Origin of the sequence: Frankia nepalensis, assembly GCF_016786325.1 — a bacterium.
GTDB classification, from domain to species: domain Bacteria; phylum Actinomycetota; class Actinomycetes; order Frankiales; family Frankiaceae; genus Pseudofrankia; species Pseudofrankia nepalensis.
Window position 1 is genome coordinate 19,148 of sequence record NZ_JADWYU010000155.1, and the last position, 22,679, is coordinate 41,826.

At 74.1% G+C, this 22,679-nt stretch carries 18 protein-coding genes; 9 read left to right on the forward strand and 9 right to left on the reverse strand.

Features of this window, described 5'->3' with window-relative positions; genetic code table 11:
• Nucleotides 1-382 precede the first annotated feature (382 nt).
• The 5 genes from I6A81_RS24405 to I6A81_RS24425 all read left to right on the forward strand — a co-directional run bounded on the left by I6A81_RS24405 (nucleotide 383) and on the right by I6A81_RS24425 (nucleotide 4,528).
• Nucleotides 383-739: a hypothetical protein gene (locus tag I6A81_RS24405; RefSeq protein ID WP_203006618.1), complete on the forward strand. Its 357-nt coding sequence runs from the start codon at nucleotides 383-385 to the stop codon at nucleotides 737-739.
• Nucleotides 740-900: 161 nt separating this feature from the next.
• A complete protein-coding gene (locus I6A81_RS24410; RefSeq protein WP_203006617.1) occupies nucleotides 901-1,590 on the forward strand; it encodes a DUF3000 domain-containing protein in 690 nt (229 codons plus the stop codon).
• 268 nt (nucleotides 1,591-1,858) lie between these two features.
• Nucleotides 1,859-3,082: a ribonuclease D gene (locus I6A81_RS24415; protein ID WP_407661363.1), complete on the forward strand. Its 1,224-nt coding sequence runs from the start codon at nucleotides 1,859-1,861 to the stop codon at nucleotides 3,080-3,082.
• A 140-nt stretch (nucleotides 3,083-3,222) separates the two neighbouring features.
• Nucleotides 3,223-4,236, forward strand: a complete 1,014-nt coding sequence (locus tag I6A81_RS24420; RefSeq protein WP_238430651.1) for a S1C family serine protease — start codon at nucleotides 3,223-3,225, stop codon at nucleotides 4,234-4,236.
• Nucleotides 4,237-4,387: 151 nt separating this feature from the next.
• A complete protein-coding gene (locus tag I6A81_RS24425; protein WP_203006615.1) occupies nucleotides 4,388-4,528 on the forward strand; it encodes a hypothetical protein in 141 nt (46 codons plus the stop codon).
• Between the two features lie 106 nt (nucleotides 4,529-4,634).
• On the opposite strand, the gene I6A81_RS24430 is transcribed toward I6A81_RS24425, so the two are convergent.
• From I6A81_RS24430 to I6A81_RS24450, 5 genes are all read right to left on the reverse strand, one after another.
• On the reverse strand, nucleotides 4,635-6,860 hold the full coding sequence (locus I6A81_RS24430; RefSeq protein ID WP_203006614.1) for a 3-hydroxyacyl-CoA dehydrogenase NAD-binding domain-containing protein: 2,226 nt from the start codon (nucleotides 6,858-6,860) through the stop codon (nucleotides 4,635-4,637).
• A 432-nt stretch (nucleotides 6,861-7,292) separates the two neighbouring features.
• The gene (locus I6A81_RS24435; protein ID WP_203006613.1) at nucleotides 7,293-8,495 is read right to left on the reverse strand and encodes a thiolase family protein; all 1,203 of its coding nucleotides are present in this window, start codon (nucleotides 8,493-8,495) and stop codon (nucleotides 7,293-7,295) included.
• Nucleotides 8,496-8,716: 221 nt separating this feature from the next.
• Nucleotides 8,717-9,343, reverse strand: a complete 627-nt coding sequence (locus I6A81_RS24440; protein ID WP_203006612.1) for a hypothetical protein — start codon at nucleotides 9,341-9,343, stop codon at nucleotides 8,717-8,719.
• 156 nt (nucleotides 9,344-9,499) lie between these two features.
• Nucleotides 9,500-10,312: a hypothetical protein gene (locus tag I6A81_RS24445; RefSeq protein WP_203010314.1), complete on the reverse strand. Its 813-nt coding sequence runs from the start codon at nucleotides 10,310-10,312 to the stop codon at nucleotides 9,500-9,502.
• 395 nt (nucleotides 10,313-10,707) lie between these two features.
• The gene (locus I6A81_RS24450) at nucleotides 10,708-11,817 is read right to left on the reverse strand and encodes a lysylphosphatidylglycerol synthase transmembrane domain-containing protein (RefSeq protein WP_203006873.1); all 1,110 of its coding nucleotides are present in this window, start codon (nucleotides 11,815-11,817) and stop codon (nucleotides 10,708-10,710) included.
• Nucleotides 11,818-12,031: 214 nt separating this feature from the next.
• On the opposite strand from I6A81_RS24450, the gene I6A81_RS24455 reads away from it, so the two are divergent.
• Both I6A81_RS24455 and I6A81_RS24460 read left to right on the forward strand, forming a co-directional pair.
• Nucleotides 12,032-12,463, forward strand: a complete 432-nt coding sequence (locus tag I6A81_RS24455) for an RrF2 family transcriptional regulator (protein ID WP_203006872.1) — start codon at nucleotides 12,032-12,034, stop codon at nucleotides 12,461-12,463.
• Between the two features lie 196 nt (nucleotides 12,464-12,659).
• Nucleotides 12,660-13,868, forward strand: coding sequence for a globin domain-containing protein (locus I6A81_RS24460; protein WP_203006871.1), 1,209 nt, complete (start codon nucleotides 12,660-12,662; stop codon nucleotides 13,866-13,868).
• A gap of 92 nt (nucleotides 13,869-13,960) precedes the next feature.
• Here the strand turns inward: I6A81_RS24460 and dxs are convergent, their stop codons facing one another.
• From dxs to I6A81_RS24475, 3 genes are all read right to left on the reverse strand, one after another.
• The gene (gene dxs / locus I6A81_RS24465; RefSeq protein WP_203006870.1) at nucleotides 13,961-15,946 is read right to left on the reverse strand and encodes a 1-deoxy-D-xylulose-5-phosphate synthase; all 1,986 of its coding nucleotides are present in this window, start codon (nucleotides 15,944-15,946) and stop codon (nucleotides 13,961-13,963) included.
• Nucleotides 15,947-16,440: 494 nt separating this feature from the next.
• Complete coding sequence (locus tag I6A81_RS24470) at nucleotides 16,441-17,790, reverse strand: class I SAM-dependent RNA methyltransferase (RefSeq protein ID WP_203006869.1); 1,350 nt, start codon at nucleotides 17,788-17,790, stop codon at nucleotides 16,441-16,443.
• A 6-nt stretch (nucleotides 17,791-17,796) separates the two neighbouring features.
• Entirely contained in the window at nucleotides 17,797-19,863 is a 2,067-nt protein-coding gene (locus tag I6A81_RS24475) for an APC family permease (RefSeq protein WP_203006868.1), read from the reverse strand.
• A gap of 335 nt (nucleotides 19,864-20,198) precedes the next feature.
• Here I6A81_RS24475 and I6A81_RS24480 point away from each other — a divergent pair, with 335 nt between their 5' ends.
• Both I6A81_RS24480 and I6A81_RS24485 read left to right on the forward strand, forming a co-directional pair.
• Entirely contained in the window at nucleotides 20,199-20,864 is a 666-nt protein-coding gene (locus I6A81_RS24480) for a potassium channel family protein (protein ID WP_203006867.1), read from the forward strand.
• A gap of 18 nt (nucleotides 20,865-20,882) precedes the next feature.
• Nucleotides 20,883-21,572 (forward strand): potassium channel family protein, encoded by a 690-nt coding sequence (locus I6A81_RS24485; RefSeq protein ID WP_203006866.1) that lies wholly within the window; start codon nucleotides 20,883-20,885, stop codon nucleotides 21,570-21,572.
• Between the two features lie 106 nt (nucleotides 21,573-21,678).
• Here the strand turns inward: I6A81_RS24485 and I6A81_RS24490 are convergent, their stop codons facing one another.
• On the reverse strand, nucleotides 21,679-22,449 hold the full coding sequence (locus tag I6A81_RS24490; RefSeq protein ID WP_203006865.1) for a DUF3159 domain-containing protein: 771 nt from the start codon (nucleotides 22,447-22,449) through the stop codon (nucleotides 21,679-21,681).
• Nucleotides 22,450-22,679 lie beyond the last annotated feature (230 nt).

Genomic DNA, 22,679 nt, shown 5'->3' on the forward strand with positions numbered 1-22,679 from the left:
CGCGGGCGGCGCACACGTGGTCCGGCCGCGACACGCCGGGGGGAATGCGTGGAGATCAGCCCTGGTCGTGGCACCGTCTGTGCCGTCCGAATGGGCGCAGAGGGCGCACGTTGTCCCGCCGGGCCAGGCCGGCCCGCGCGCCGCTTTGGGCAGTTCGTCCCGAACCGCGGCAGTGCCCCGGGGGCTCTCCCCCGCGCCGGGCTCTGACGCCGAGCGCCGCTCGACCAGGGGCCGAGGGAACCGGAGGTGGCCGTTGTCGCGAGCATCTGGCGCGGACAGCGCCTCGCCGCGTGAGACCCCGGACGCGGCGGCGCGACCCGCATCCGTCAAAGTTCGCGGAAGTGCCGATCGGCATCCACAGCCGGCCATAGGAGGTGCGGTCATGCTCCGCGTGCGCGAGCTTGATCAGACCGTTCGTCTGTATTGCCCCGAGTGCGCGGACGAGCGGCCGTTCGAGCAGCCGGAGTGCCTGGACGGCCACGGCGCCGACTGCCCCGAGCGAGCGTGCGTCGAGTGCGGCGCCGCCGTCCTGGTCGCCCCCCTGACCCAGCTGGACACCGGCCGTGACGCCCGCGGTGCCCACGCGCCGGACCCGGCCGGCCAGCCGGCGGCGCGGTTGGTCCGCCCGTCGGCCGGGAGCCCGAGCCCGACGGCGGGCCGGTCGCCCGCCGCGGCCGACGCCCAGCCCGAGCCGCGGCGGAGGGTCGGGGCGGGGCAGGCCCGGCGGTCGCTGGCGTGAGCCTGCGCAGCCCGGCGCCGGAGCCCTACCCCTCCGGCGTCGTCCTCGGATCCGGCGGGCAACGTCGGGTCGTTCCCCACCGAACCCACCCATCGGGAGCGAAACAGCACGCTCCGGCGTCCGGGCAGCGGGATCTCCGCGTACGCCCTAACGTGGCCGCCATGGGCGCCCCGCTGTCACCCGACGCCGGGGCCGCGACAGCGGCGAAGGCCGCGCCGCTGGCGGCGGGCCCGGCCGTCTTCGCCACGGCGACGGCGGCGCTGCGCGACGCGCTCACGGCCGTGCGTCCCGAGGTGACCGTCCACGAGACGACCCCGCCGAGCCGGGTCGCCCCCTACGCGTTCGCGCTGGCCGCCGGCCTGACGAACGACGCCGACGACCTCGCCTCCGGCCGGTTCGTCCTGCTGTTCGATCCCGCCGGGCACGCCGCCTGGGAGGGCACCGCCCGGATGGTCTGCTACGCGCGGGCCGCCGTGGAGCCGGAGGTGGCCACCGACCCGATGCTGCCCGAGGTGGCCTGGTCGTGGCTGGTCGAGGCGCTGGCGGCGCACGGCGCCGACGCGCGCGCCCTCGGCGGCACGGTCACCACCACCACGTCACGCCGCTTCGGCCTGCTCGCCGACGACGGTGACAGCTTCGACGTCGAGGTGCGCTGCTCCTGGTCGCCGGACTGGGCCGAGACGGCTGGCCGCCGCGACGGCCAGCCGCGTCCCGACGAGGGGGCGGGCACGCCCTGGTCCGCCCAGGGGACCGCGGCCCACCTGCACGCCTTCGCCGATCTGCTGGCCGCGATGGCTGGGCTGCCGCCCCGCCTCGCCGGAGTGGTCCCCCTGCCAGGGCGACGCTTCTGACGCTCGGCGAGACCCCGACGGCACCGCCCGGGACCCACGGTGGCAGCCCGGCCAGGTCGGGCGAGCCGCGCACATACTCGCCCGACGCCGGTCACGGTCGCGGGTTGCCTCACTACGAAGCGTATAAACGGTACGATTGATCCGCCGAGCGGCCTGCCAACAGCGGCTTTCACACGTACCATCGCCGATCGTGACGTCGACGGTTCCGAACTCAACACAGCAGCTCAGCGGGGGTGGCAGACCAGACGTGACCGATGCGGCAGAGCCGGTGTCGCCCGCCGTCACCCCCCTGCTGGAACCGGTCGAGGGCGTACCACCCGTCATCACCGATGCCAAGGCCCTGGCCGAGATCGCCGAGCGACTCGCCGTCGGCGAGGGGCCGGTGGCGTTCGACGCCGAGCGGGCCTCCGGCTACCGCTACAGCCAGCGCGCCTACCTGGTGCAGATCCGGCGGCGCGGCACCGGCACGGCGCTCATCGACCCGGTCGCGCTGCCGGATCTCAGCGTCATCCAGGAGAAGGTCAGCTCGGTCGAGTGGGTGCTGCACGCCGCGAGCCAGGATCTGCCCTGCCTGGCCGAGCTGGGGCTGCGCCCGACCACGCTGTTCGACACCGAGCTCGCCGGCCGGCTGCTCGGCTACGAGCGGGTCGGCCTCGGGATGATGGTCGAACGGGTCCTGGGGTTCGGACTGGAGAAGGGGCACTCGGCGGCCGACTGGTCGACCAGGCCGCTGCCGGAGCCGTGGCTGCGCTACGCGGCGCTCGACGTGGAGCTGCTCGTCGAGCTGCGCGACGCGCTGACGGAGCAGCTCGCCGAGGCGGACAAGCTGGAGTTCGCCCTGCAGGAGTTCGCGGCGATCGTCGCGGCCCCGCCCCGTGAGCCCCGGGCCGAGCCATGGCGGCGCACCAGCGGCATCCACCGGGCCCGCAGCCGCCGCCAGCTGGCCGCGGTGCGCTCGATGTGGAACGCCCGGGACAAGATCGCTCGGGCTCGCGACATCGCGCCCGGCCGGGTGCTGCCGGACAGCGCGATCATCGACGCGGTGCTCAACGCTCCCGCGGACGCCGGCGAGCTGGTGAAGCTGCCGGTGTTCTCCGGGCCGCGGCTACGCCGCACCGCGAACGTGTGGATGGGGGCGCTGGCCGAGGCGACGGCGCTGCCCGACGCCGAGCTGCCGTCGGCGACGGCGTCCGCCAGCGGCGACGGGCTGCCACCCCCCAACCGGTGGGCCGAGCGCGATCCGGTCGCCGCGGCCCGGCTCACCCGGGTCCGCGCCGGCCTGAACGCGATCGCGGCCAGGCACACCATGCCGGTGGAGAACCTGATCGAGCCGGCCCTGACCCGGAGGGTGGCCTGGTCGCCGCCGAGCGAGCCGACGGCGGCGAACGTGGCGGAGCTGCTGCGCGCCGGTGGCGCCCGCCCCTGGCAGGTCGCCCTCACCGCCACCGTGATCGCCGGTGCCCTGCCGGATCCGGCTGCCACCGCCGGCTAGCGCCGGGACGGCGTGGTCGCGCCGGCCGACGTCGCCGCCGCCGGGCGGCCTGGCGCCCGCGGCGCGTCCCGGCTTGGTCCGAGATGTCCGCCGTGCGCGAACCCGGGCACGATCCATGGGCGCCGCTGGTTGGTCGCGGCATGAGCGATGATGTCGTGTCCGGCGGCGCGCCAGAGGACGCGGCCGCGCACGAGGCGGCCGCGGAGCAGGAGGCCGCGGCCGAGCACGAGGCCGCCGAGCACGAGGCTCTCGACGCCTACTCGGCGGCCGTCGTCCACGTCGCCCGCACGGTGCTGCCCAGCGTCGCGAGCCTGCGCGTGCGCGGCCGGCGGGGGCAGGGGGCCGGCAGCGCGAGCGTGCTGACCGCCGACGGGTTCCTGTTGACCAGCGCGCACGTCGTCGAGGGCGCCGACCAGGCCGAGGCCACCTTCACCGACGGCGCCGACGTCACCGCCGACGTCATCGGCCGCGACCCGCTGTCCGACCTGGCGGTGCTGCGGGCGCGCGGCGCGGTGCCGCCACCGGTGACACTCGGCGACGCCGGCCGGCTGAAGGTCGGCCAACTGGTCGTCGCGCTGGGCAACCCGCTCGGCCTGGCCGGCAGCGTCACCGCCGGCATCGTCTCCGCCCTGGGACGGTCGCTGCCGACCAAGGCGGGCCGGGTCGTCGACGAGGTGATCCAGACCGACGCCGCGCTCAACCCGGGCAACAGCGGCGGCGTGCTCGCCGACAGCCGAGGCCGGATGGTCGGCGTCAACACGGCGGTGGCCGGGGTCGGCCTCGGCCTCGCCGTCCCGATCAACGAAACCACCCGCGGGCTGATCGCCACCCTGATGCGCCACGGCCGGGTGCGTCGCGCCTGGCTCGGCATCGCGGGCGGCCAGGCGCCGCTGCCGCCGGCGCTCGCCGCCAAGGTGGGCCGGCGCAGCGGCCTGCGCGTGGCCCAGGTCGTCGAGGGCAGCCCGGCCGAACGCGCCGGCCTGCGTCGCGGCGACGTCGTCCTGTCCGTCGACGGGCAGCGGATCGACACCAGCACCGCGATCCAGCGCCTCATGGTCGAGCACGCCATCGGCCGCCGCCTGGAGGTCACCGTCTGGCGCAACGGCGCCCTGGTCGACGTCGTCGCCGTGCCCCGTGAGCTCACCGACGCCTGACAGACACACCGACACACCGACCCGCCCCCGGGCCGCGGCGCCGGACGCGCGCCGGGCTGGAGGACGCGGAGGCGGGCAGGCCCTGCCGGCCGGCCCGGTCTGGCACGATGCGGTCGGGTCCCGGTCGGCTTTCCCCGAAGGAGAGATCACGATGTGTCAGCCCGTCCGCTGCGCCACCTGCGGCAAGACCACCTGGGCCGGCTGCGGCGACCACGTGGAGCAGGTGCGCGCGAGAGTGCCCGCCGACCAGTGGTGCCCGGGCCACGAGGAGCAGCCGACGACGCCGCGGTAGCGCCACGACGCGCCGCGACACCTCCTGAACGAGGCTCAGCGCGCGCGAGGGGCCCTCGCGCGGTTGGCGAGGACCCCTCCCGTGCCGCTCGGCGCCGTCGAGCCGTTCAGTGGACCGTGGCCACGCCCGGCGGGCTGAAGCGCCGGCCGGCGATCTTCTCGCTGACGCCGGCACGGTCCAGGTACGGCGTGATGCCGCCCAGGTGGAACGGCCAGCCGGCACCGAGGATCATGCAAAGGTCGACGTCGGCGGCCTCGGCGACGACGCCCTCGTCCAGCAGCAGCCGGATCTCCTGGGCGAGCGCCGCGAGGGCCGAGGAACGGACCTCGTCGCCGCTCGGGGCGAGCCCCGACCCCGCGGCCGCGCCGAATCCGGCCGACGAGCCGCGGGCGAGCGCCGCCGCCTCCTCGTCGACGACCTGCGTGCCGTCCGGACCGGTCGTGTAGATGCTCGTCTTGCCGGCGGCGACCACCCGGGCGAGGCCCGCCGGGTCGCGGAACCGGTCAGGGAACGCCTCGTGCAGCGTCTCGGCGACGTGCAGCGCCACCGGCGGGCCGACCAGCGTGAGCAGGGTCAGCGGTGACATCGGCAGGCCCAGCGGATCGAGCGCGGTGTCCGCCTCGGCGACGGGCGTGCCCGCCTCGATCGCGCCCAGCACCTCGCCCAGGAAGCGGGTGAGCAGCCGGTTGACGACGAACGCCGGCGCGTCCTTGACGAGCACCGCGTTCTTGCCGAGGCTCTTGGCCACCGCCAGCGTCGTGGCGACAGACGCGTCGTCGGTCTTCGCGGCCCGCACCACCTCGACGAGCGGCAGCACCGCCACCGGGTTGAAGAAGTGCAGCCCGGCGACCCGCTCCGGATGGGCCAGGCCCGCGGCCATCTCGGACACCGACAGCGCGGACGTGTTCGTGAGCAGCAGCGCGTCCGGCCGGACGACCGCCTCCAACTCGCCCAGCACGGCCTTCTTGACCTTCAGATCCTCGAAGACGGCCTCGATGACGAGATCGGCGTCGGCGAACGCGTCCTTGGTCAGCGACCCGGTGACCAGCGCCCGCAGGCGGTTGGCCTTGTCGGCCGACACCCGCCCGCGCGACCGCAGGTTCTCGATCTCCTGGTGGACGTAGCCGACGCCCCTGTCCAGGCGGGCCTGGTCGAGGTCGGTGAGCACGACCGGCACCTCGAGGCGCTGGGCGAACAGCAGGGCCAGCTGTCCCGCCATCAGCCCGGCGCCGACGACACCGACCTTCGTCACCGGACGGGCCAGCGACCTGTCCGGCCCGCCGACCGGCTTGCGGGCGCGCTTCTGCGTCAGGTCGAAGGCGTAGAGGCTGGCGGCCAGCTCGTCGGAGACCGCCAGGTCCGCCAGCGCCGTCGTCTCGGCGGCGTAGCCGGCCTCGCGGTCGGCCGTCTCGGCCAGGGCCATCAGCTCGAGGGCCCGGTAGGCGGCGGGAGCGGAGCCGTGCAGCCTGGCGTCGGCGAGCGCCTGGCCGCGCGCGAGCGCGTCCGCCCACGCCTGGCCGCGCGCGACGACCGGACGGGCCGCTCGCGGGTCGGCGATGCCGTCTGACAGCCCCCGGCCGCGCGAGGCTTCGCCATCGTCGCGCGCCTGTTCGCCGAGGCCGCGCAGCACCCGGCCGACCCAGGCGAGCGCCTCCTCGAGGAAGTCCGCGGGCTCCAGCAGGATGTCGGCCAGCCCCAGCTTCGCCGCCTGCGGCCCCTTGAGGGTGCGGTTGGTGTTGAGCGGGTTCTCGATCGCCAGCGTGACCGCCGCCTCGGCGCCGACCAGGTTCGGCAGCAGCTGGGTGCCTCCCCAGCCGGGTACCAGTCCGAGGAACACCTCGGGCAGCGCGACGACCGGGATGCCGGCGGAGAACGCCCGGTAGTCGCAGTGCAGCGCGAGCTCCAGGCCACCGCCCATCGCCGCGCCGTTGACCAGCGCGAACGTGGGAACCTTGCGGTTGCCGAGACGGCCCTCGCCGACCCGGCGCAGCGCCCGGTGGCCCAGCTCGCCGAGCGCCTCGATCGCGGGACGGATCTGGTCCGGGTCGGTCAGCGACGACCGGAACGCCAGGTCCGCGCCCACGCAGAAGATGAACGGCTTGCCGGTGACGGCGACCGCGGCGACCGGCGGGGTGTGGGTCTCGATCTCGTCGACCGCCGCGAGCAGCTCGCGCAGCCCGGCCGGGCCGAACGTGTTGGGCCGGGTGTGGTCATGCCCGTTGTCGAGCGTGATCAGGGCCACCGGGCCGTCGACCCCGGGAAGCTGGGCGTAGCGGACGTAGGCGTGCGTGACGACCTCGTCCGGAAAGTCCAGCGCGACTTTCGTGCTCATGCTGTGGCTCCGTATCTCTGGTTCGCTCCGTCCGGGCGCGACGCTCCGGCCCCGTCCTCGCTGCGCTCCGACGGGACCTCCGCGCCGCGTCCTCCTCCGCGAACGTGCGCTCCGGCGACCTCCGCTGCGGCCCCCCTTGCCTCGCTTCGCTCGCAAGGGGGGCCTCCGCGCAGGCACGCCTACGCGCCAGCTCGGTTGCTTAACGTTGTGACGTCGCGGATCGGGGTACTGATGGGGCCCGGCCACCTCGCTTCTCTCGCAAGGGGGCCTCCGCGGAGGCGCGCCTGCGCGCCAGCTCGGTTGCTTAACGTTGTGACGTCGCGGATCGGGGTACTGATGGGGGCCGTCCACCTCGCTTCGCTCGGGGACGGGCCTCCGCGGGCACGTCTCCGCGCCGTTTGGTGAGTTCCAGCGTCGGGCGTGGGTCCGGCATCAGGCGTTGAAGTGCGGGTTCTCCCAGATGGTGGTCGCGCCCATCCCGAAGCCGACGCACATCGCGGTCAGGCCGTAGCGCACCTCGGGGTGCTCCTCGAACTCGCGGGCGAGCTGTGTCATCAGCCGCACTCCGGAGCTCGCCAACGGGTGGCCGAACGCGATCGCGCCCCCGTAGGGGTTGACCCGCGGGTCGTCGTCCGCGAGGCCGAAGTGGTCGAGAAACGCCAGCACCTGCACCGCGAACGCCTCGTTCAGCTCGAACAGGCCGATGTCGTCGATCGTGAGGCCCGTGCGGGCGAGCGCCTTCTCGGTCGACGGGATCGGACCCACGCCCATCACCGCGGGCGACACACCGGCGAAGCCGAAGCCGACGAGCGTCATCTTCTTCGTCAGGCCGAGTTCCTCGACGACGTCCGCGGCGGCCAGGACGCAGCCGGTGGCGCCGTCGTTGATGCCGGCGGAGTTCCCGGCCGTCACCCGGCCGTGCGGGCGGAACGGGGTCTTCAGGCCCGCCAGGCCCTCGACGGTGGTGCCGGGGCGGGGCGGCTCGTCGACCGTCACGTACTCCCAGCCGGTGGTGGCATGGCGGGCCGCGACCGGCACGAGGTCGGGCTGGATCCTGCCGTCGGCGTAGGCCTTCGCGACCTTCTCCTGGGAGGCGGCGGCGTAGGCGTCGGCACGCGCCTTCGTGATGTCCGGGTAGCGGTCGTGCACGTTCTCGGCGGTCATGCCCATGACCAGCGCGGACGGGTCGACCAGCTTCTCGGAGACGAAGCGGGGGTTGGGGTCGACGCCCTCGCCCATCGGGTGACGGCCCATGTGCTCCACGCCGCCGGCGATCGCGACGTCGTAGGCGCCGATCCCGATCGCGGACGCGGTGGTGGTCACCGCGGTCACGGCGCCGGCGCACATCCGGTCGATCGCGTAGCCGGGCACCGTTTCCGGTAGCCCGGACAGGATCCCGGCGACACGCCCGATCGTCAGCCCCTGGTCGCCGATCTGGGTGGTCGCGGCGATCGCGACGTCGTCGACCCGCTCCGGCGGCAGTGACGGGTTTCGGCGCAGCAACTCCCGGATGACCCGGACGACCAGATCGTCGGCGCGGGTCTCTGCGTATACCCCCTTGGCCTTACCAAACGGGGTACGTACCCCGTCGACGAACACGACGTCGCGGATGGCACCGCGGGATGCCTTGAACACAGCGTCCTCCCCGGCGAGAACGATCGGCTGACAGCGCGACGCCCGGTGGTGGCCCGGCGGCGCATCGCCAGCCTACGGCAGAGTTACCGATGAGTAGATAACTTCCGCTACGCCCGTTCCATGCCCGGCGGGGACCGTCATCAGACGACCAGGGGCCCGCTCCGGACGTCCGGAGCGGGCCCCCTCCCGGGAGGTCACCGCGCGACCCACCCGAGTGGCGATCAGATGTTCTGCAGGCAGTCCGTCTCGCCGTCCTTGCCGATCAGGTAGACGAGCTCCTGGGAGTTGGCGCGGGTCACGGTGACCGCCACCGCGCGGGTCGTGCCGAGCGCGGTCTTGGAGACGGAGTACCCGGTGACCTTGTACTTGGCGATGGGGCCTTCGTCCGTGTCCTGCTGGCGCATCGAGGCGGCGTACGCGTCGACCGGGCCACGGTCCCTCACCGACGAGCACAGCCGGTTGTAGGCCTGCTCATAGCGGCCGGCCTTCACGTCGCCCAGGTAGTCGCCGACCAGGGTCTTCGGCCCGGAACCCACCTTGAGCAGCAGGGTGATCCCGGTCGCGCAGCCGCCGAGCAGGAGCACCACGAACAGGACGACGGGCAGGACCCAGCGCCGCCGCTTCTTCGGCGCGGGCCCGCCCGGGGCCGCGCCGGGATAGCCGGGCGCCCCGTAGCCGGGCTGCGCGCCGTAGCCGGGCGCCCCGTAGCCAGGCGCCGCGCCGTACCCAGGAGCGCCGTACCCGGGAGCACCGGGCCCGGGAGTGCTGTGCCCGGGCGCGCCATACCCGGGCTGGCCCGGGTAGCCGGGCTGGCCGGCGTAACCCGCCTGCTGGCCATACTGACTCACAAGATCCTCCGGAAGACGGCGTCCAATGGCCTCCGGCCAGAACGCGGCGCTCTCGTCCTCGCCAGGCGGCGACGATCCGTACTGTGCATTATCAAGAAGAACGGTAAGGAATCGCGTTTTTGTCGTGGTCGCGACGCGGTTTGCCGATCAGCGCCGTCAGACGGTGAGCAGGCAGAAATGGCCGTCCTGGTGGTCGACCCGGTAGACCTGGGGGGCCACCCCGTCCGCCCGCTGGACGAGCACCGTGATGTCACGGGCCGACGCCGGCGCGGGCGCGGCCGCCAGGGCGAAGCCGGTGACCGTGGCCTCGCGGATCGGGCCGCCCTCCCGGGCGTTGCGCGCGAGCACGTCGTCCCAGAACTCACCCACGCCGTACACACCGGCCGGGGTCGCCCGCGCGTCCCGCGCCGTCGGGCACAGCCGCGTGTAGGCGCTCCAGGCACGGGCCTCGCCCACGTCCGTCAGGTAGGCCTCGACCACGTCGCCGGGCTCCTCCGGCGACCCCATGGGCACCACGCCGAAACCGATTCCCGCCGCCGCGGCCAGCAGCGCGACGCCAAGGCCGGCGAGCGTCGCCAGCCCGCCCGGCCGCGCCGCCGCGGCCCGGCTCATGGGGGGCGGGGTGGGTTCGGCGACGGCGCCGTCGGCGCCGTCCGCGGCCGCGTGCGCGCCGACGGCCGGCGGCGCGGCCGCGCCCTCCGGGCCCGCCTGGCTCCCGGCCGCCTCGGGATCGCCGGTCGGGGTGGCGGCATCCGGGGCCGCCGCCACGCCGGCCAGGGGCGCGGGGGCGGCGGTGTCGTCGGCGACGACGCGAGGACCGGCGACCGCGCCAGGACCGGCGACCGCCTTCCCGGTAGGCGCCGGGGTGACAGCGGCGGCCGCCGTGCCCACGGCCCGGACGTGACGGCGACGGCCGGCCCGCGACCGGCGAGACGACGGGTCGGCGACGGCGGCTTCGTTGACGCCCATCACGGCGGTTCCTTTCCTTTCACTGGCCCACGCCAGTGCACCGACATCGCGGTCAGCAACGCCGGAAAAGCGGTGCAGCTCGAAATCGGGTCTCTCGGCCGCGCATTTACCCGGGCCGAAAAGACCGAGGCGGAGAGGCTCGCCGGGCGAGCCTTGTCCGCTATTCTCCGGGCACGATCGGGGCAGAACGGCCCCATCGTCGGCCCGGCGACTGTCGCCCAGCCGCTATCGCCCGGCACCCATCGGACCGCCGGTCGCGGGCGGCCCGGATGCCGGCCAGGCCCTTCGGGCCGCCGAACGCTGTCCTGAGGCGGAGCACGTTCTCGACGCGCGCGAACCGGAAGCCGGCGACGACATCCGCCGCGTCGCCGACCGCGGTGTGGGCACGGGGAAAGTCAGCGGCGGGCCGCGAAACTGTCGGGCCGCGAGGCGTCCGCGGCCGGCGCGGCGCCGTCGAGGGGCGCGCGGGTGGCGCCTCGGGGGCGCAGGGCGACGCCGACGCCGGCCCAGACGAGGTCGGCGATGGTGGCCAGGAGCCGGGACACCACCGCGAGCACGACCGCCGGCTCCCTGGCGAGCGCCGGCGAGAGGACCAGGACCAGCACCGCCTCCCGCACTCCGGCGCCGGCGGGCAGCACCAGCACGAGGAAGCCCGCCGTCCACGCCAGCGCGTAACCGCCGAGAGCGAGCGCGAGCAGCCGTGGGCCGCTGACGCTCGCGCCGAGGTCACGCGCGAGCAGGAAGGTGGCCACGCCATAGCAGGCGAAGCTGACGAGCAGCCAGCCGGCGCCGGCGAGCACCGCGCGCGCCGGGAGCGGCTCGGCCATCGGCGGGCGGCGCAGCAGCCGGAACGCGACGGCGAGCAGCCTACCGAGCACCGGTGGCCACAGCAGCACCATGAACACCGGCACGGCCACGAACGCCCACCAGTAGTGGGTCAGCGCGTCACGGGAGACGAACGGCAACGTCACGGCGGCCGCTAGGCCCCCGCACGGCACGGCGAGGGCCAGCACGATCAGGCTCGCCGCGGCCGAGCGCGGCCGGGGCACCCCGTAGTCGCGCGACAGCTCCATCTGGGCCAGCACCGGCCACACGCTGCCCGGGATGTACTTGCCGACCTGGCCGACGAAGAAGATCCTCGTCGCGGCCCGCACCGGCAGGTTGGCGCCGAGCCCGGCGAGCACCGCCCGCCAGGACAGCACGGTCAGCCCGACAGCGACAACGGTCGCCACCCCCGAGCCAGCCACCCCGAGGGCGCTCAGCGACCGGATCGACGCGCCGACCTCGTGCCACCCGCTGACCAACGCGACCACGAGCAGCCCGAAGGCCACCAGCAACGCGCCGCGCACCAGCCAGGCCCGCGGCCCGCGCCTGCGCCCCGGCGCCCCGGCGGCCGCGGGCTCGTCCGCGACCGGCGTCCGCTCCGGCGCCGGGCTGGCGGCCTCGACCGAGCGGACCTGGCGCCGGCCGGGCGTCGGCGGGTTCGGCCCGTGGTCACCATGCACCGGTCCAGGGTAGTTGCGGCCCTCCGTAGGCCGTCAGCGCGGGCCCATCATGATCCGCGCGTGTCACGACCCAGCCTCCTGTCGCGGCCCAGCCCATCGCGTGCCCCAAGCCACACCCACAAAAAGAGGCATCGTCGACTCCTCTTTTGCTACGGTGGCGGTATCGACTCCTACGAGCCGTAGAAGCAAGGACACGAGACGAGGGGGCACGCCGGTGCAACTGACCCACTCCACCGACCTCGCGCTGCGGGTCCTCATGCTCACGGCCGCCCGGGAGAGCCTCATCACCATCCGGGAACTGGCGGAGACGCTGGAGGTGCCGGCGACCCACATGGCGAAGATCGTCCAGCGGTTGCAGCACCTCGACCTGGTCGTGACCACACGCGGCCGCGCCGGCGGTGTCCACCTCGCGCCGGACACCCGGCCGAGGCGCGTCGGGCAGATCGTGCGCGCGTTGGAGGGACCGGGCGAGGTCATCGACTGCGACGCGCCGCCCTGCCCGCTGCGCGGGGCCTGCCGGCTGCGCGGCGCCCTGCGGCAGGCGCAGGAGAGTTTCCTGGTCTCCCTGGACTCGGTCGCCCTCGCCGACCTCGTCGGCCCGCCCACCGGACCGGCGTTGCTCTCCCTCGGTCCGGCGCGCCACTGACACCGGCGCCCCACTGACACCGGCGCCCCACGCCGGTCATCCCACCACGCGGCCCGGTCCCCTCGGTGCCGTCCCATCGGCTCGCGGCCCACGCCGCGCCATGCCCGGGCCGCCGCATGCCTCCCGTCGGGTGACCGCCCAGCTCCACCCCGTCGGGCGTCCCACCTTCCCGTTCACGCACGTCTGGAGGTTCCACATGTTGTCCCCGCAGTCCGCCGAGATCGTCCGCGCCACGGCCGGCGCCGTGGCCGCCCACGGGGTGGAGATCACCTCGGCCTTCTACGACCGCCTGTTCGCCGCCCACCCGGAGCTGCTGCGCCTGTTCAACCAGGGCAACCAGGCCAACGGCGACCAGCGGCGGGCACTCGCGACCTCCGTCGTCGCGTTCGCCGAGCATCTCCTCGGCGTGAGCGAGACGCCGTTCGCGCCGGTCCTCGAGCGCATCGCGCACAAGCACGTGTCCCTGGGGGTCCGCCCCGAGCAGTACACGATCGTCGGCGAGAACCTGCTCGCCGCCGTCGGCGAGGTGCTCGGCGACGCCGTCACGCCGGCGGTGCGCGCGGCCTGGGAGGAGGTCTACTGGCTGTTCGCGGTGCTGCTCGCCGCCGAGGAGGGCCGCCTCTACGAGCGGGCGGGCGTCGACCCGGCGCGGCCCTGGAGCCGGTGGCGGGTGGCCGCCCGTGTGCCCGACGCGCCGGATGTCGTGTCCTTCGAGCTGGTGCCGGCGGATGGCGGGGCCGTGCCGTACTACCGGCCGGGGCAGTACGTGTCGGTGGCCGTGGACCTGCCGGACGGCGGCCGCCAGCCACGCCAGTACACCCTGTCGGACGCCCCCGGCAACGGCTCGCTGCGCATCACCGTGCGCCGGGTGACCGGCGTCGACGGCGGACCCGACGGCATGGTGTCGACCTTCCTGCACGACACGGTGAAGGAGGGCGACGTGCTGGAGCTGTCCTCCCCGGCCGGCGACGTCACCCTGCCGCCCGGAGAGGACCCGCTGCTGCTGGTCAGCGCCGGCATCGGCGTCACCCCGACCGTGGCGATGCTCGCGCACCTGGCGCGCACCCAGCCCGGCCGGCGGGTCGTCGTGGCCCACGCGGACCGCTCGCCGCTGGCCTTCCCGCTGCGCGCGCGGGTCGAGGAGCTCGGCCGCCAACTCGACGCGTTCGAGGCGCTCTTCTGGTACGAGCGGCCGGACGACGAGCACCGCCTGGCCGGCCACGAGCAGCTCGGCCTGCTGCCGCCCGCCCTGCTGCCGGTGCCACCTGGCGCCCGGGTGCACCTGTGCGGGCCGATCCCGTTCATGCGGGCCGTCCGCGCTGGGCTGCTGGAACGCGGCGTGCCCGCCGAGCGCGTCCAGTACGAGGTCTTCGGCCCCGACCTGTGGGCCGGCACGCCCGGCTGAGGGCCGGCCGGCGCCACGACGACGAAGCCGGCCAGGCGAAGGCCCGGCCGGCTGTCGTTCGTGAAGCCGTCGTTCGTCCCGAGGCGGGACTGTTACTCGCTGGCGCGGCGCTGGCGCGGGGACGCCTTGGCCGCGGCCTTCGGCCCGGTCGGCTCGGTGGGAGTCGGGATCGCGGACGGCTCACCCTCCAGCGCCGGCTGGCGGCGGGCGACCGCCTCGACGACCTTGCGGGCGAGGTCCTGCGGCGCGAGGCCCACCTCGGCGAGCACCTCGTCGCGCTTGCCCTGGTCGAGGAAGCGCTGGGCGATGCCGAAGTCGCGCAGCGGGACGTCGACGTCCGCGTCGCGCAGCGCCTGCGCGATCGCGGCGCCCACGCCACCGACGCGGCCGTTGTCCTCGACCGTGACGACCAGGTCGTGGTCACGGGCCAGCTCGACGAGCTCGGCCGGCACCGGCTTGACCCAGCGCGGGTCGACGACCGTGATGCCGATGCCCTGGCTCGCGACCCGGCGGGCGACCTCCAGGCACGTCGGGGCCATCGCGCCGATCGAGACCAGCAGCACCTCGCGGTGGCGGGCGACCGCCGGCTCGCGGAACAGCACGTCCACGCCGCCGATGGTGTCGACGGCCGGCACCTCGGGGCCGAGGTTGCCCTTCGGGAACCGGATGACGTTGGGCTTCTCGGTCTCGGCCACCGCCTCGCGCAGCAGGGCGCGCAGGGTCGGCTCGTCCCGCGGCGCGGCGATCTCCAGGTCCGGCACGATCTGCATCAGGGACATGTCCCACATGCCGTTGTGGGACGCGCCGTCCTCACCGGTGACGCCGGCGCGGTCGAGCACGAACGTGACCGCCTGGCGGTGCAGGGCCACGTCCATGAGGACCTGGTCGAAGGCCCGGTTCAGGAAGGTCGCGTAGATGCACACGACCGGCTTGAGGCCGCCCATCGCCAGGCCAGCGGCCGAGGTGGTGGCGTGCTGCTCGGCGATGCCGACGTCGAACACCCGGTCGGGGTAGGCCTTGGAGAAGGCGTGCAACCCGACGGGCTGGAGCATGGCGGCCGTCATCGTGACGACGTCGGGCCGCTCGGCCCCGATCCGGACGATCTCGTCGGAGAAGACGCTCGTCCAGGACGTGCCCTTCTTCGCCGAGGTCGGCTTGCCGGTCTTCGGGTCGATGATGCCGACGGCGTGGAACTGGTCGGCCTCGTCCTGCTCGGCGGCCGGGTAGCCGAAGCCCTTGCGGGTGACGGCGTGCACGATGACCGGGCGGTTGTAGTCCTTTGCCCGGCGCAGCGCCTGCTCCATCGCCGCGGCGTCGTGCCCGTCGACCGGGCCGACGTACTTCAGGCCGAGGTCCTCGAACATGCCCTGCGGCTGGACGAAGTCCTTGATGCCCCTCTTGATGCCGTGCAGCGCGTCGAACAGCGGGGCGCCGACCAGCGGAGTGCGGCCCAGGACCTGCTTGACGACGTCGAGGACCTGCTCGTACTCGGGAGCGAGGCGCAGCGCGGCGAGGTGGTCGGCGAGGCCGCCGATGGTCGGCGCGTAGGAGCGGCCGTTGTCGTTGACGATGATGACGACCTTGTGGTCGCCGGCGGCGATGTTGTTGATCGCCTCCCAGCACATGCCGCCGGTGAGCGCTCCGTCGCCGACGACGGCGACGACGTGGCGGTCCTCGCCGCGCAGGGTGTAGGCGCGCGACAGGCCGTCCGCGTAGGACAGCGCCGTGGAGGCGTGCGAGTTCTCGATGATGTCGTGCTCGGACTCGGCCTGGCTCGGGTAGCCGGACAGACCGCCGCGCTGGCGGAGCTTGTCGAAGGCGTCGACGCGGCCGGTCAGAATCTTGTGTACATAGGACTGGTGACCGGTGTCCCACAGGATGCGGTCAAATGGCGAGTCGAATACGCGGTGAATTGCCAACGTGAGCTCGACGGCGCCCAGGTTAGGGCCGAGGTGGCCACCGGTGCGCGCGACCGCGTGGATCAGGAAATCACGGATCTCCGCGGCGAGAGCGGGCAGCTCCTCGGGGTCGAGGCGTTTGACGTCCTGTGGGCTGTTGATCGTCGACAGCAGCGACACGGCGTGCACTCCCTCCCCCGACTGGGGTTCGGTCCCGGGGTCCGGGAAAGCCTAGCCTGACCAGATGTCAGCCAAGGGACCGGCACCCGACATGTGAGATCACCGCGCCTGTGGGTGAATTCGGTCCGTTGGGCGGTAGAATCCACTCCCGCCGCGACGACAATTGGTCCCGGCACCGGTACTGAGCTGAACCTACCGCCGTTCGGCCGCCACGCCATGTCGGTCATCCGACTACCCAGTGGCAGCGGTCACCGCCAAGCCCGCCCGGTGGTCGGGTAGAAGCCCGCCGGCCCGGCCCGGAGCCACCCGAGTCATGACAGCCGCCGACACGGAGCTGTCACAAAGCGGATACCAGCGTCACCCGGCCCGCGCGCCGGGCCGGTCCGGCGTCCCGGCGGATCGCGGCGGACCGGCCGCCGGCGGGCTCCGGTGACTTCTGGCCACCGCCGGCGCGCGCCGCGCCGGCCGGCGCGGGCGGAGCCGCGCGGGGAGCGTCAGGAGCCCGCCGGCACCAGCCGGGCCACGCACTCGACGTGCGCCGTCATCGGGAAGAGATCGAACCCGCGCACCTCGTCGACCAGGTAGCCCGCGCCCTCGGCGACCGCGAGGTCGCGGGCGAGCGCCACCGGATCACAGGCGACGTAGGCGACCGCGCGCGGCCGCAGCGCGAGCAGCGCCGCCAGCACGTCCGGGCCGGCGCCCGTCCGCGGCGGATCCAGCACCGCCACGTCGACCCCGCCGGCGGACCCGACGCAGCCGCGCACCGTCCGGGCGGTGACCCGGACCGGCCGGACCGACACCCAGGGCAGATCGGCCAGGCTCCTGGCCGCCGAGGCGACCGCGGCGGCGTCCGACTCGATCGCGATCACCTCGCCGTCCGGACCGACCGCCTCGGCCAGGAACGCGGCGAACAGGCCGGCGCCCGCGTAGAGGTCGAGCGCCCGATCCCCCGCCCTGGGCGCCAGCGCGGCCAGCACCGCGTCCACCAGGGTGCGCGCCGCGGCCGGGTGCACCTGCCAGAACGCGGCCGCGTCGACCTGGAACTGGCGGCCGTGAACCCGCTCCACCAGCGGGCCCTCCTCGGACGCGCCCGCGTGGCCGTCGGCGACGTCCTGGCCGCCGTCCGGGCGGACCGACACCCGCCCGGAGCGCACGCTCGCCGCGACCTCGACCGCCTCGGCGCCGGGGAAGCGCCGCCCGGCGACGGCGCCGGCGACGAGCGGGTGCGCGATGCGGCAGTCGGGGGTCGCCACGACCCGGTGCGAGCGGTACGCGCGCAGCCCGACCTCGCCGGCGTCGGTCACCGCGAAGCGCATCCGGGTGCGCCAGCCCAGGCCGTCATCGCCGCCCACCCCCGGCAGCGGCTCCACGGACACGGCGAGCCCGGGGGCGTCCTTGTCGTCGCGAGCGGCGTCATAAGCGGCATCGTCGCGCGGGGCCCCGCCGTAAGGGGCGTCGTCGGCGGCGACCCGGGCAGGCAGGCCGCCCTGGCGGCGCAGGGCGTCGACGACCACCTGGGCCTTCAACCGGCGCTGGGCCGGCGGGGAGGCGTGCTGCCAGTCGCAGCCGCCGCACAGGCCCGGCCCCGCATGGGGGCACGGCGGGGCGACCCGGTCGGGCGAGGCCTCGAGGATCTCGACGGCGTCCGCCCGCCAGTAGCGGTCGTGGGAGCGGTCGGTGACCCGGGCACGGACCCGCTCGCCGGGCAGCGCGTGCCGGACGAACACCACCCGGCCGTCGGCGCGCGCCACGCACGAGCCGCCGTGGGCGACCTGGCCGACGGTGAGCTCGACGAGTTCCCCCTCGGTGGGGAGCGAGGCGGGCGGGGGCGGGTCGACGGGCATGGCCGGCTAGCTCCCGGCCCCGCCGGGCTTGCCGGCCGGCAGCGCCGCGGAGTCGGGCGGCGGGGTCGGCTCGGCGCCGACCGCGACCGGGCCGCGTGGCGCCGCCTGCCCGCGCCGGACCGCGCCGGCGGCCGCCCCCTCGTAGCGGCGGTGGGCCCGCGACGACGACTCCAGCTGCCAGGGGACGCTGGTCACCATGACGCCTGGCTGGAACAGCAGCCGGGCCTTGAGCCGCAGCGCGCTCTGGTTGTGCAGCAGGTGCTCCCACCAGTGCCCGACCACGTACTCGGGCACGAACACGGCGACCACGTCGCGCGGGCTCTCCCGGCGGATGTCCGCGACGTACTTGAGCACCGGGCCGGTGATCTCCCGGTAGGGCGAGGCCAGCGTCACCAGGTCGATGGTGATGCCACGTTCGTGCCAATCCTGGGTCAGCCGCTCCGCGTCGGCCTGGTCGACGGCGGCGGTCACCGCGACCAGGCTGTAGGGCCGGGTCGCCTTCGCGTAGGCGAGCGCCCGCAGCGTCGGGGCGTGGATCTTGCTGACCAGCACCACGCCATGCACCCGGGACGGCAGCGTCGGCGGGCCGGACGGCGGGGCCAGCTCGGTCCGGACCCGGTCGTAGTGCCGGCGGATCGACCGCATCAGCAGGAAGAGCACCGGCATCGCGATGCAGACGATGTAGGCGCCGTGAGTGAACTTGGTGACCAGCACCAGAATCAGCACCAGGCCGGTCATGCAGGCGCCGAAGAAGTTGATCGTCTGGGAGCGGCGGACCTTGCGCCGGCCGGCCGGTGTCGCCGCCTGCGCCGCGCCGTCGCGCAGGATCCGCTGCCAGTGCCGGACCATGCCGATCTGGCTGAGGGTGAACGAGACGAACACGCCGACGATGTAGAGCTGGATGATCCGGGTGGTCTCCGCCTTGAAGGCGACCACCAGCAGGATCGCGAAGCCGGCGAGCAGCAGGATGCCGTTCGAGTAGGCCAGCCGGTCGCCGCGGGTGTGCAGCTGGCGGGGCAGGTAGCCGTCGCGGGCGAGGATCGAGCCGAGCACCGGGAATCCGTTGAACGCGGTGTTCGCGGCCAGGATGAGGATCAGCGTGGTGACCGCGGCGACGTAGACGAACAGGAGGTTGTCGCCGAAGACGGCCTTGGCGACCTGGGCGATCACGGTCGCCTGCTCGCCGTGCGCGCCGACGAGGTGCTCGGGGTCCTCGGCGACGTGCACCTTGCTGATCAGCGCGAGCGCGGTGACCCCGATGAACATCGCCGTGGCGAGCAGGCCCATCATCAGCAGCGTGGTCGCCGCGTTGCGGCTCTTCGGCTTACGGAACGCCGGCACACCGTTGCTGATCGCCTCGACGCCGGTGAGCGCCGTGCAACCGGAGGAGAACGCCCGCAGCGCGAGGAAGGCGAGCGCGAGCCCGGTGAAGTGCTCGCCCGACACCACCTCGTAGTCGGCGCTCTCGGCTCGTGGGGTGTCCCCGGCCAGGACCTTCACCAGCCCCACGATGATCATCGTGAAGATGCCGACGATGAACGCGTAGGTCGGGATCGCGAACGCGGTGCCGGACTCGCGCACCCCCCGCAGGTTCACCATCGTCAGCAGGACAATCAACACGACCGCCACGATCACCTTGTGCTCGGCGAGGCCCGTGGCCGCGCTCGCCAGGTTCGCCACCCCGGCGGAGATCGACACGGCGACGGTCAGCACGTAGTCGACCAGCAGCGCGCTCGCGACGGTCAGTCCCGCCTTGTCGCCGAGGTTGACGGTGGCGACCTCGTAGTCGCCGCCGCCGCTCGGGTAGGCGTGCACGTTCTGCCGGTAGGACGCGACGACCGTCATCATCAGCACGACGACCGCGAGCGCGATCCACGGCGAGAAGTGGTAGTACGCCAGCCCGCCGATCGAGAGGACCAGCAGGATCTCCTCGGTCGCGTACGACACCGAGGACAACGCGTCACTGGCGAACACGGGCAGAGCGACCCGCTTCGGCAGCAACGTCTCGCCGAGCCGGTCGCTCCCGAGGGGGCGGCCGACGAAACCGCGCTTCAGCCGGTCCGTGAGCGCCACGCGCAGATGGTATCGAGCTACCCCACCGAGCTGCCCGTCCAACCTGGCCGTAAATGTCCGGTCTTGTCCGCCGATCAGGCCCAGCCCGACAGAGACCCCGTCGGGAATACCACACCGAGCGACCGCCGCACGACCGCCGCACGACCGCCGTGCGACCGCCGTCGGTCCGGTGCCCTTCCGGAGCCGGGCCGCGACACCCCGTCCCCGCTGGCGGGCCCACGGGCGGGAGCGCCCACCCTGCGTTGTGACCCGCGCCATAACCATCCAGAGGCGTGGGCCCGGACCACCGATGCGCCGTCGACCTGGTCACCGGGGCGCGGCTACGCTCTCGCCCCATGCACGTGGTGATCCTCGGCTGCGGCCGGGTCGGCTCGGCGCTGGCGCTCGAAGTGGAACGTTTCGGGCACAGCGTCGCCGTCATCGACCAGGACCCCGCGGCCTTCCACCGGCTGTCGAAGGCATTCGGCGGCCGCAAGGTCACCGGTGTCGGCTTCGACCGGGACACGCTGGTCGAAGCGGGTATCGAGGACGCGGACGCGTTCGCGTCGGTGTCCAGCGGCGACAACTCGAACATCATCTCTGCCCGGGTCGCCCGCGAGATGTTCGGCGTCCAGAACGTGGTCGCCCGGATCTACGACCCGCGCCGCGCCGAGGTCTACGAGCGGCTCGGCATCCCGACGGTCGCCACCGTGCGCTGGACCCGCGACCAGATCCTGTCCCGGCTGCTCCCCGACACCGTCACGCCGGAATGGACCCACCCGTCGGGCCACGTGGTGATCACCCAGCTACAGCCCGGCCGCGGCTGGGTCGGCCGGCCGGTCAAGGAGATCGAGGAGGCCGCCGGCATCCGGGTGGCGTGCGTGACCCGCTTCGGCGACGGCGTCGTCCCGGAGCCGCGCACGCTGGTGCAGGACGGTGACATCCTGCACGCGGCCGTGCCGCGCAAGCGCGCGAGCGAGGCCGAGGCGGTCGTGCGCGCCGATCCCGCCAAGGACGCCTGAGCAGAAGGGACCACCAGCATGGCTCGTCGGGTGGTGACGATCGCCGGCGCCGGCAAGGTAGGCCGATCGATCGCGGCCGAGCTGGCGGACAACGGCACCGAGGTGCTGCTCATCGAGCGGGACGCGGCCAAGATCCGCCCGGAGGCGCTGCCGCGCGCCCGCTGGCTGCAGGCCGACGCCTGCGAGCTGTCGTCGCTGGAGCTCGCCGGGCTGGAGAACTGCGCGGTGATGGTCGCCGCCACCGGCGACGACAAGGTCAATCTGGTCGTCTCGCTGCTCGCCAAGACCGAGTTCGGGGTTCCGCGGGTGGTCGCCCGGGTGAACCATCCGAAGAACGAGTGGCTGTTCACGGACAGCTGGGGCGTCGACGTGGCGGTCTCGGCGCCGCGGATGCTGACCGCGCTCGTGGAGGAGGCGGTCAGCGTCGGCGACCTGGTCCGGCTGATGAAGTTCCGCCAGTCCGACGCCTCACTGGTCGAGCTGACCCTGCCGGCCGACTCGCCGGTGATCGGCAGGTCGCTGAGGGACATCGCGCTGCCGGGCGACTGCGCGCTGGTCGTGATCCTGCGCGGCGGGCAGGCGGTGGTCCCGTCCCCCGACAGCACGCTGGAGCCCGGCGACGAGGTGCTCGCCGTCGCGGTGACCCCCGACGCCGAGACGGAACTCGCGGTCATCCTCGGGGCGTCCTCCGCGCCCGCCGCCCCCTGACCCGGCCGCGCCCTCCCACGCCGGCGCGCGGGCGCCAGGAGGGCGCGGACGGCCTGGCGTCGCGGAGCGGCGCCGTGGGCAGGCCGGGACCCGCCAGGGACGCGCCCTAGTCGTCCGACGCCTTCTCCAGGATCGTGGCGCGGCTCGGCGCCGGATCGGTCGGGCCCTGGCCGTCCGGGGCGTCGTCGGGCGGCGCGAACCGCGCGGCCGGGGCGAGCTTGCGCACGATCGCGAGCGTCGCGACGACGGCGATGCCGAACAGCGGCAGCCCCAGGACGAGGTTCGCCGCCGCCAGCCACCCGTCCTGGCCCGCGAGGTAGAAGATGCCCTGCACGCCGAACCGCAGGATGTATACCACGATCCAGACACCGGTCGCCCAGTTCGCGGCCCGCATCGTGTCGCGGTGGTCGCGCCAGTCGGCATAGCGCTGGTCGAAGGCGGCCATCACGTAACCGGCGAGCGGCCGACGGGCGAGCATCGAGCCGACGCCGATGGCGATCGCCACCGCGTTCTTGAGGATGCTCGGCAGGAAGAAGCCCTTGCTCGACTTCGTCCGAGAAGCGAAGAAGGCCGCGATTCCGACGGCGAACAGCCCGGAGAAGGCCTGTTGCTTCGGCTCGCTCCGCACGAGCCGCAGGATGAAGATCGCGACGCCGACGACGAGAGCGGCGACGATCGCGGCTGTGAGGCCGGCGGCGCTGTTGACGGCGACGAACGCGATCGTCGGCAAGGTGGTGTCGACGACCCCGCGCGGCCCACCGATCGCGTCGGACAGCGAGACCTTGATCTCGGGAGGCTCGTCGGTACCTGGCTTCCGCCCCCCGGGGGTGGGACGAACCTCGGGCGCGTCGTCCCCGTGCGGGGTAAGTCCTGACATCTGGTTGGTTCGTCCACTCTCCGGAGACGAGACGGTTACCGCGTCAGTATGCCTGCCGCGGGCGGCGGGGCCATCCGACCTCTCCGAGACCGCGCGGCGAGACCGCGCGGCGCCCGAGGACCACCCGCGGGAATCACGTCGCGGGAGTGAAGCCTCCCAGGCCGGGAGGTGGAGTTCCTCCGCCAGAAGGTGGGGCGGGCTCGATCCGTGGCCGCGGCCACGGATCGAGC

Bases quoted from the DNA above. Each gene is read 5' to 3' on its own strand.
- I6A81_RS24405 (WP_203006618.1), top strand. From the start codon at position 383: ATGCTCCGCGTGCGCGAGCTTGATCAGACCGTTCGTCTGTATTGCCCC.
- I6A81_RS24410 (WP_203006617.1), top strand. From the start codon at position 901: ATGGGCGCCCCGCTGTCACCCGACGCCGGGGCCGCGACAGCGGCGAAG.
- I6A81_RS24420 (WP_238430651.1), top strand. From the start codon at position 3,223: ATGAGCGATGATGTCGTGTCCGGCGGCGCGCCAGAGGACGCGGCCGCG.
- I6A81_RS24425 (WP_203006615.1), top strand. From the start codon at position 4,388: ATGTGTCAGCCCGTCCGCTGCGCCACCTGCGGCAAGACCACCTGGGCC.
- I6A81_RS24430 (WP_203006614.1), bottom strand. From the start codon at position 6,860: ATGAGCACGAAAGTCGCGCTGGACTTTCCGGACGAGGTCGTCACGCAC.
- I6A81_RS24445 (WP_203010314.1), bottom strand. From the start codon at position 10,312: ATGGGCGTCAACGAAGCCGCCGTCGCCGACCCGTCGTCTCGCCGGTCG.
- I6A81_RS24460 (WP_203006871.1), top strand. From the start codon at position 12,660: ATGTTGTCCCCGCAGTCCGCCGAGATCGTCCGCGCCACGGCCGGCGCC.
- I6A81_RS24470 (WP_203006869.1), bottom strand. From the start codon at position 17,790: ATGCCCGTCGACCCGCCCCCGCCCGCCTCGCTCCCCACCGAGGGGGAA.
- I6A81_RS24480 (WP_203006867.1), top strand. From the start codon at position 20,199: ATGCACGTGGTGATCCTCGGCTGCGGCCGGGTCGGCTCGGCGCTGGCG.
- I6A81_RS24485 (WP_203006866.1), top strand. From the start codon at position 20,883: ATGGCTCGTCGGGTGGTGACGATCGCCGGCGCCGGCAAGGTAGGCCGA.
- I6A81_RS24490 (WP_203006865.1), bottom strand. From the start codon at position 22,449: ATGTCAGGACTTACCCCGCACGGGGACGACGCGCCCGAGGTTCGTCCC.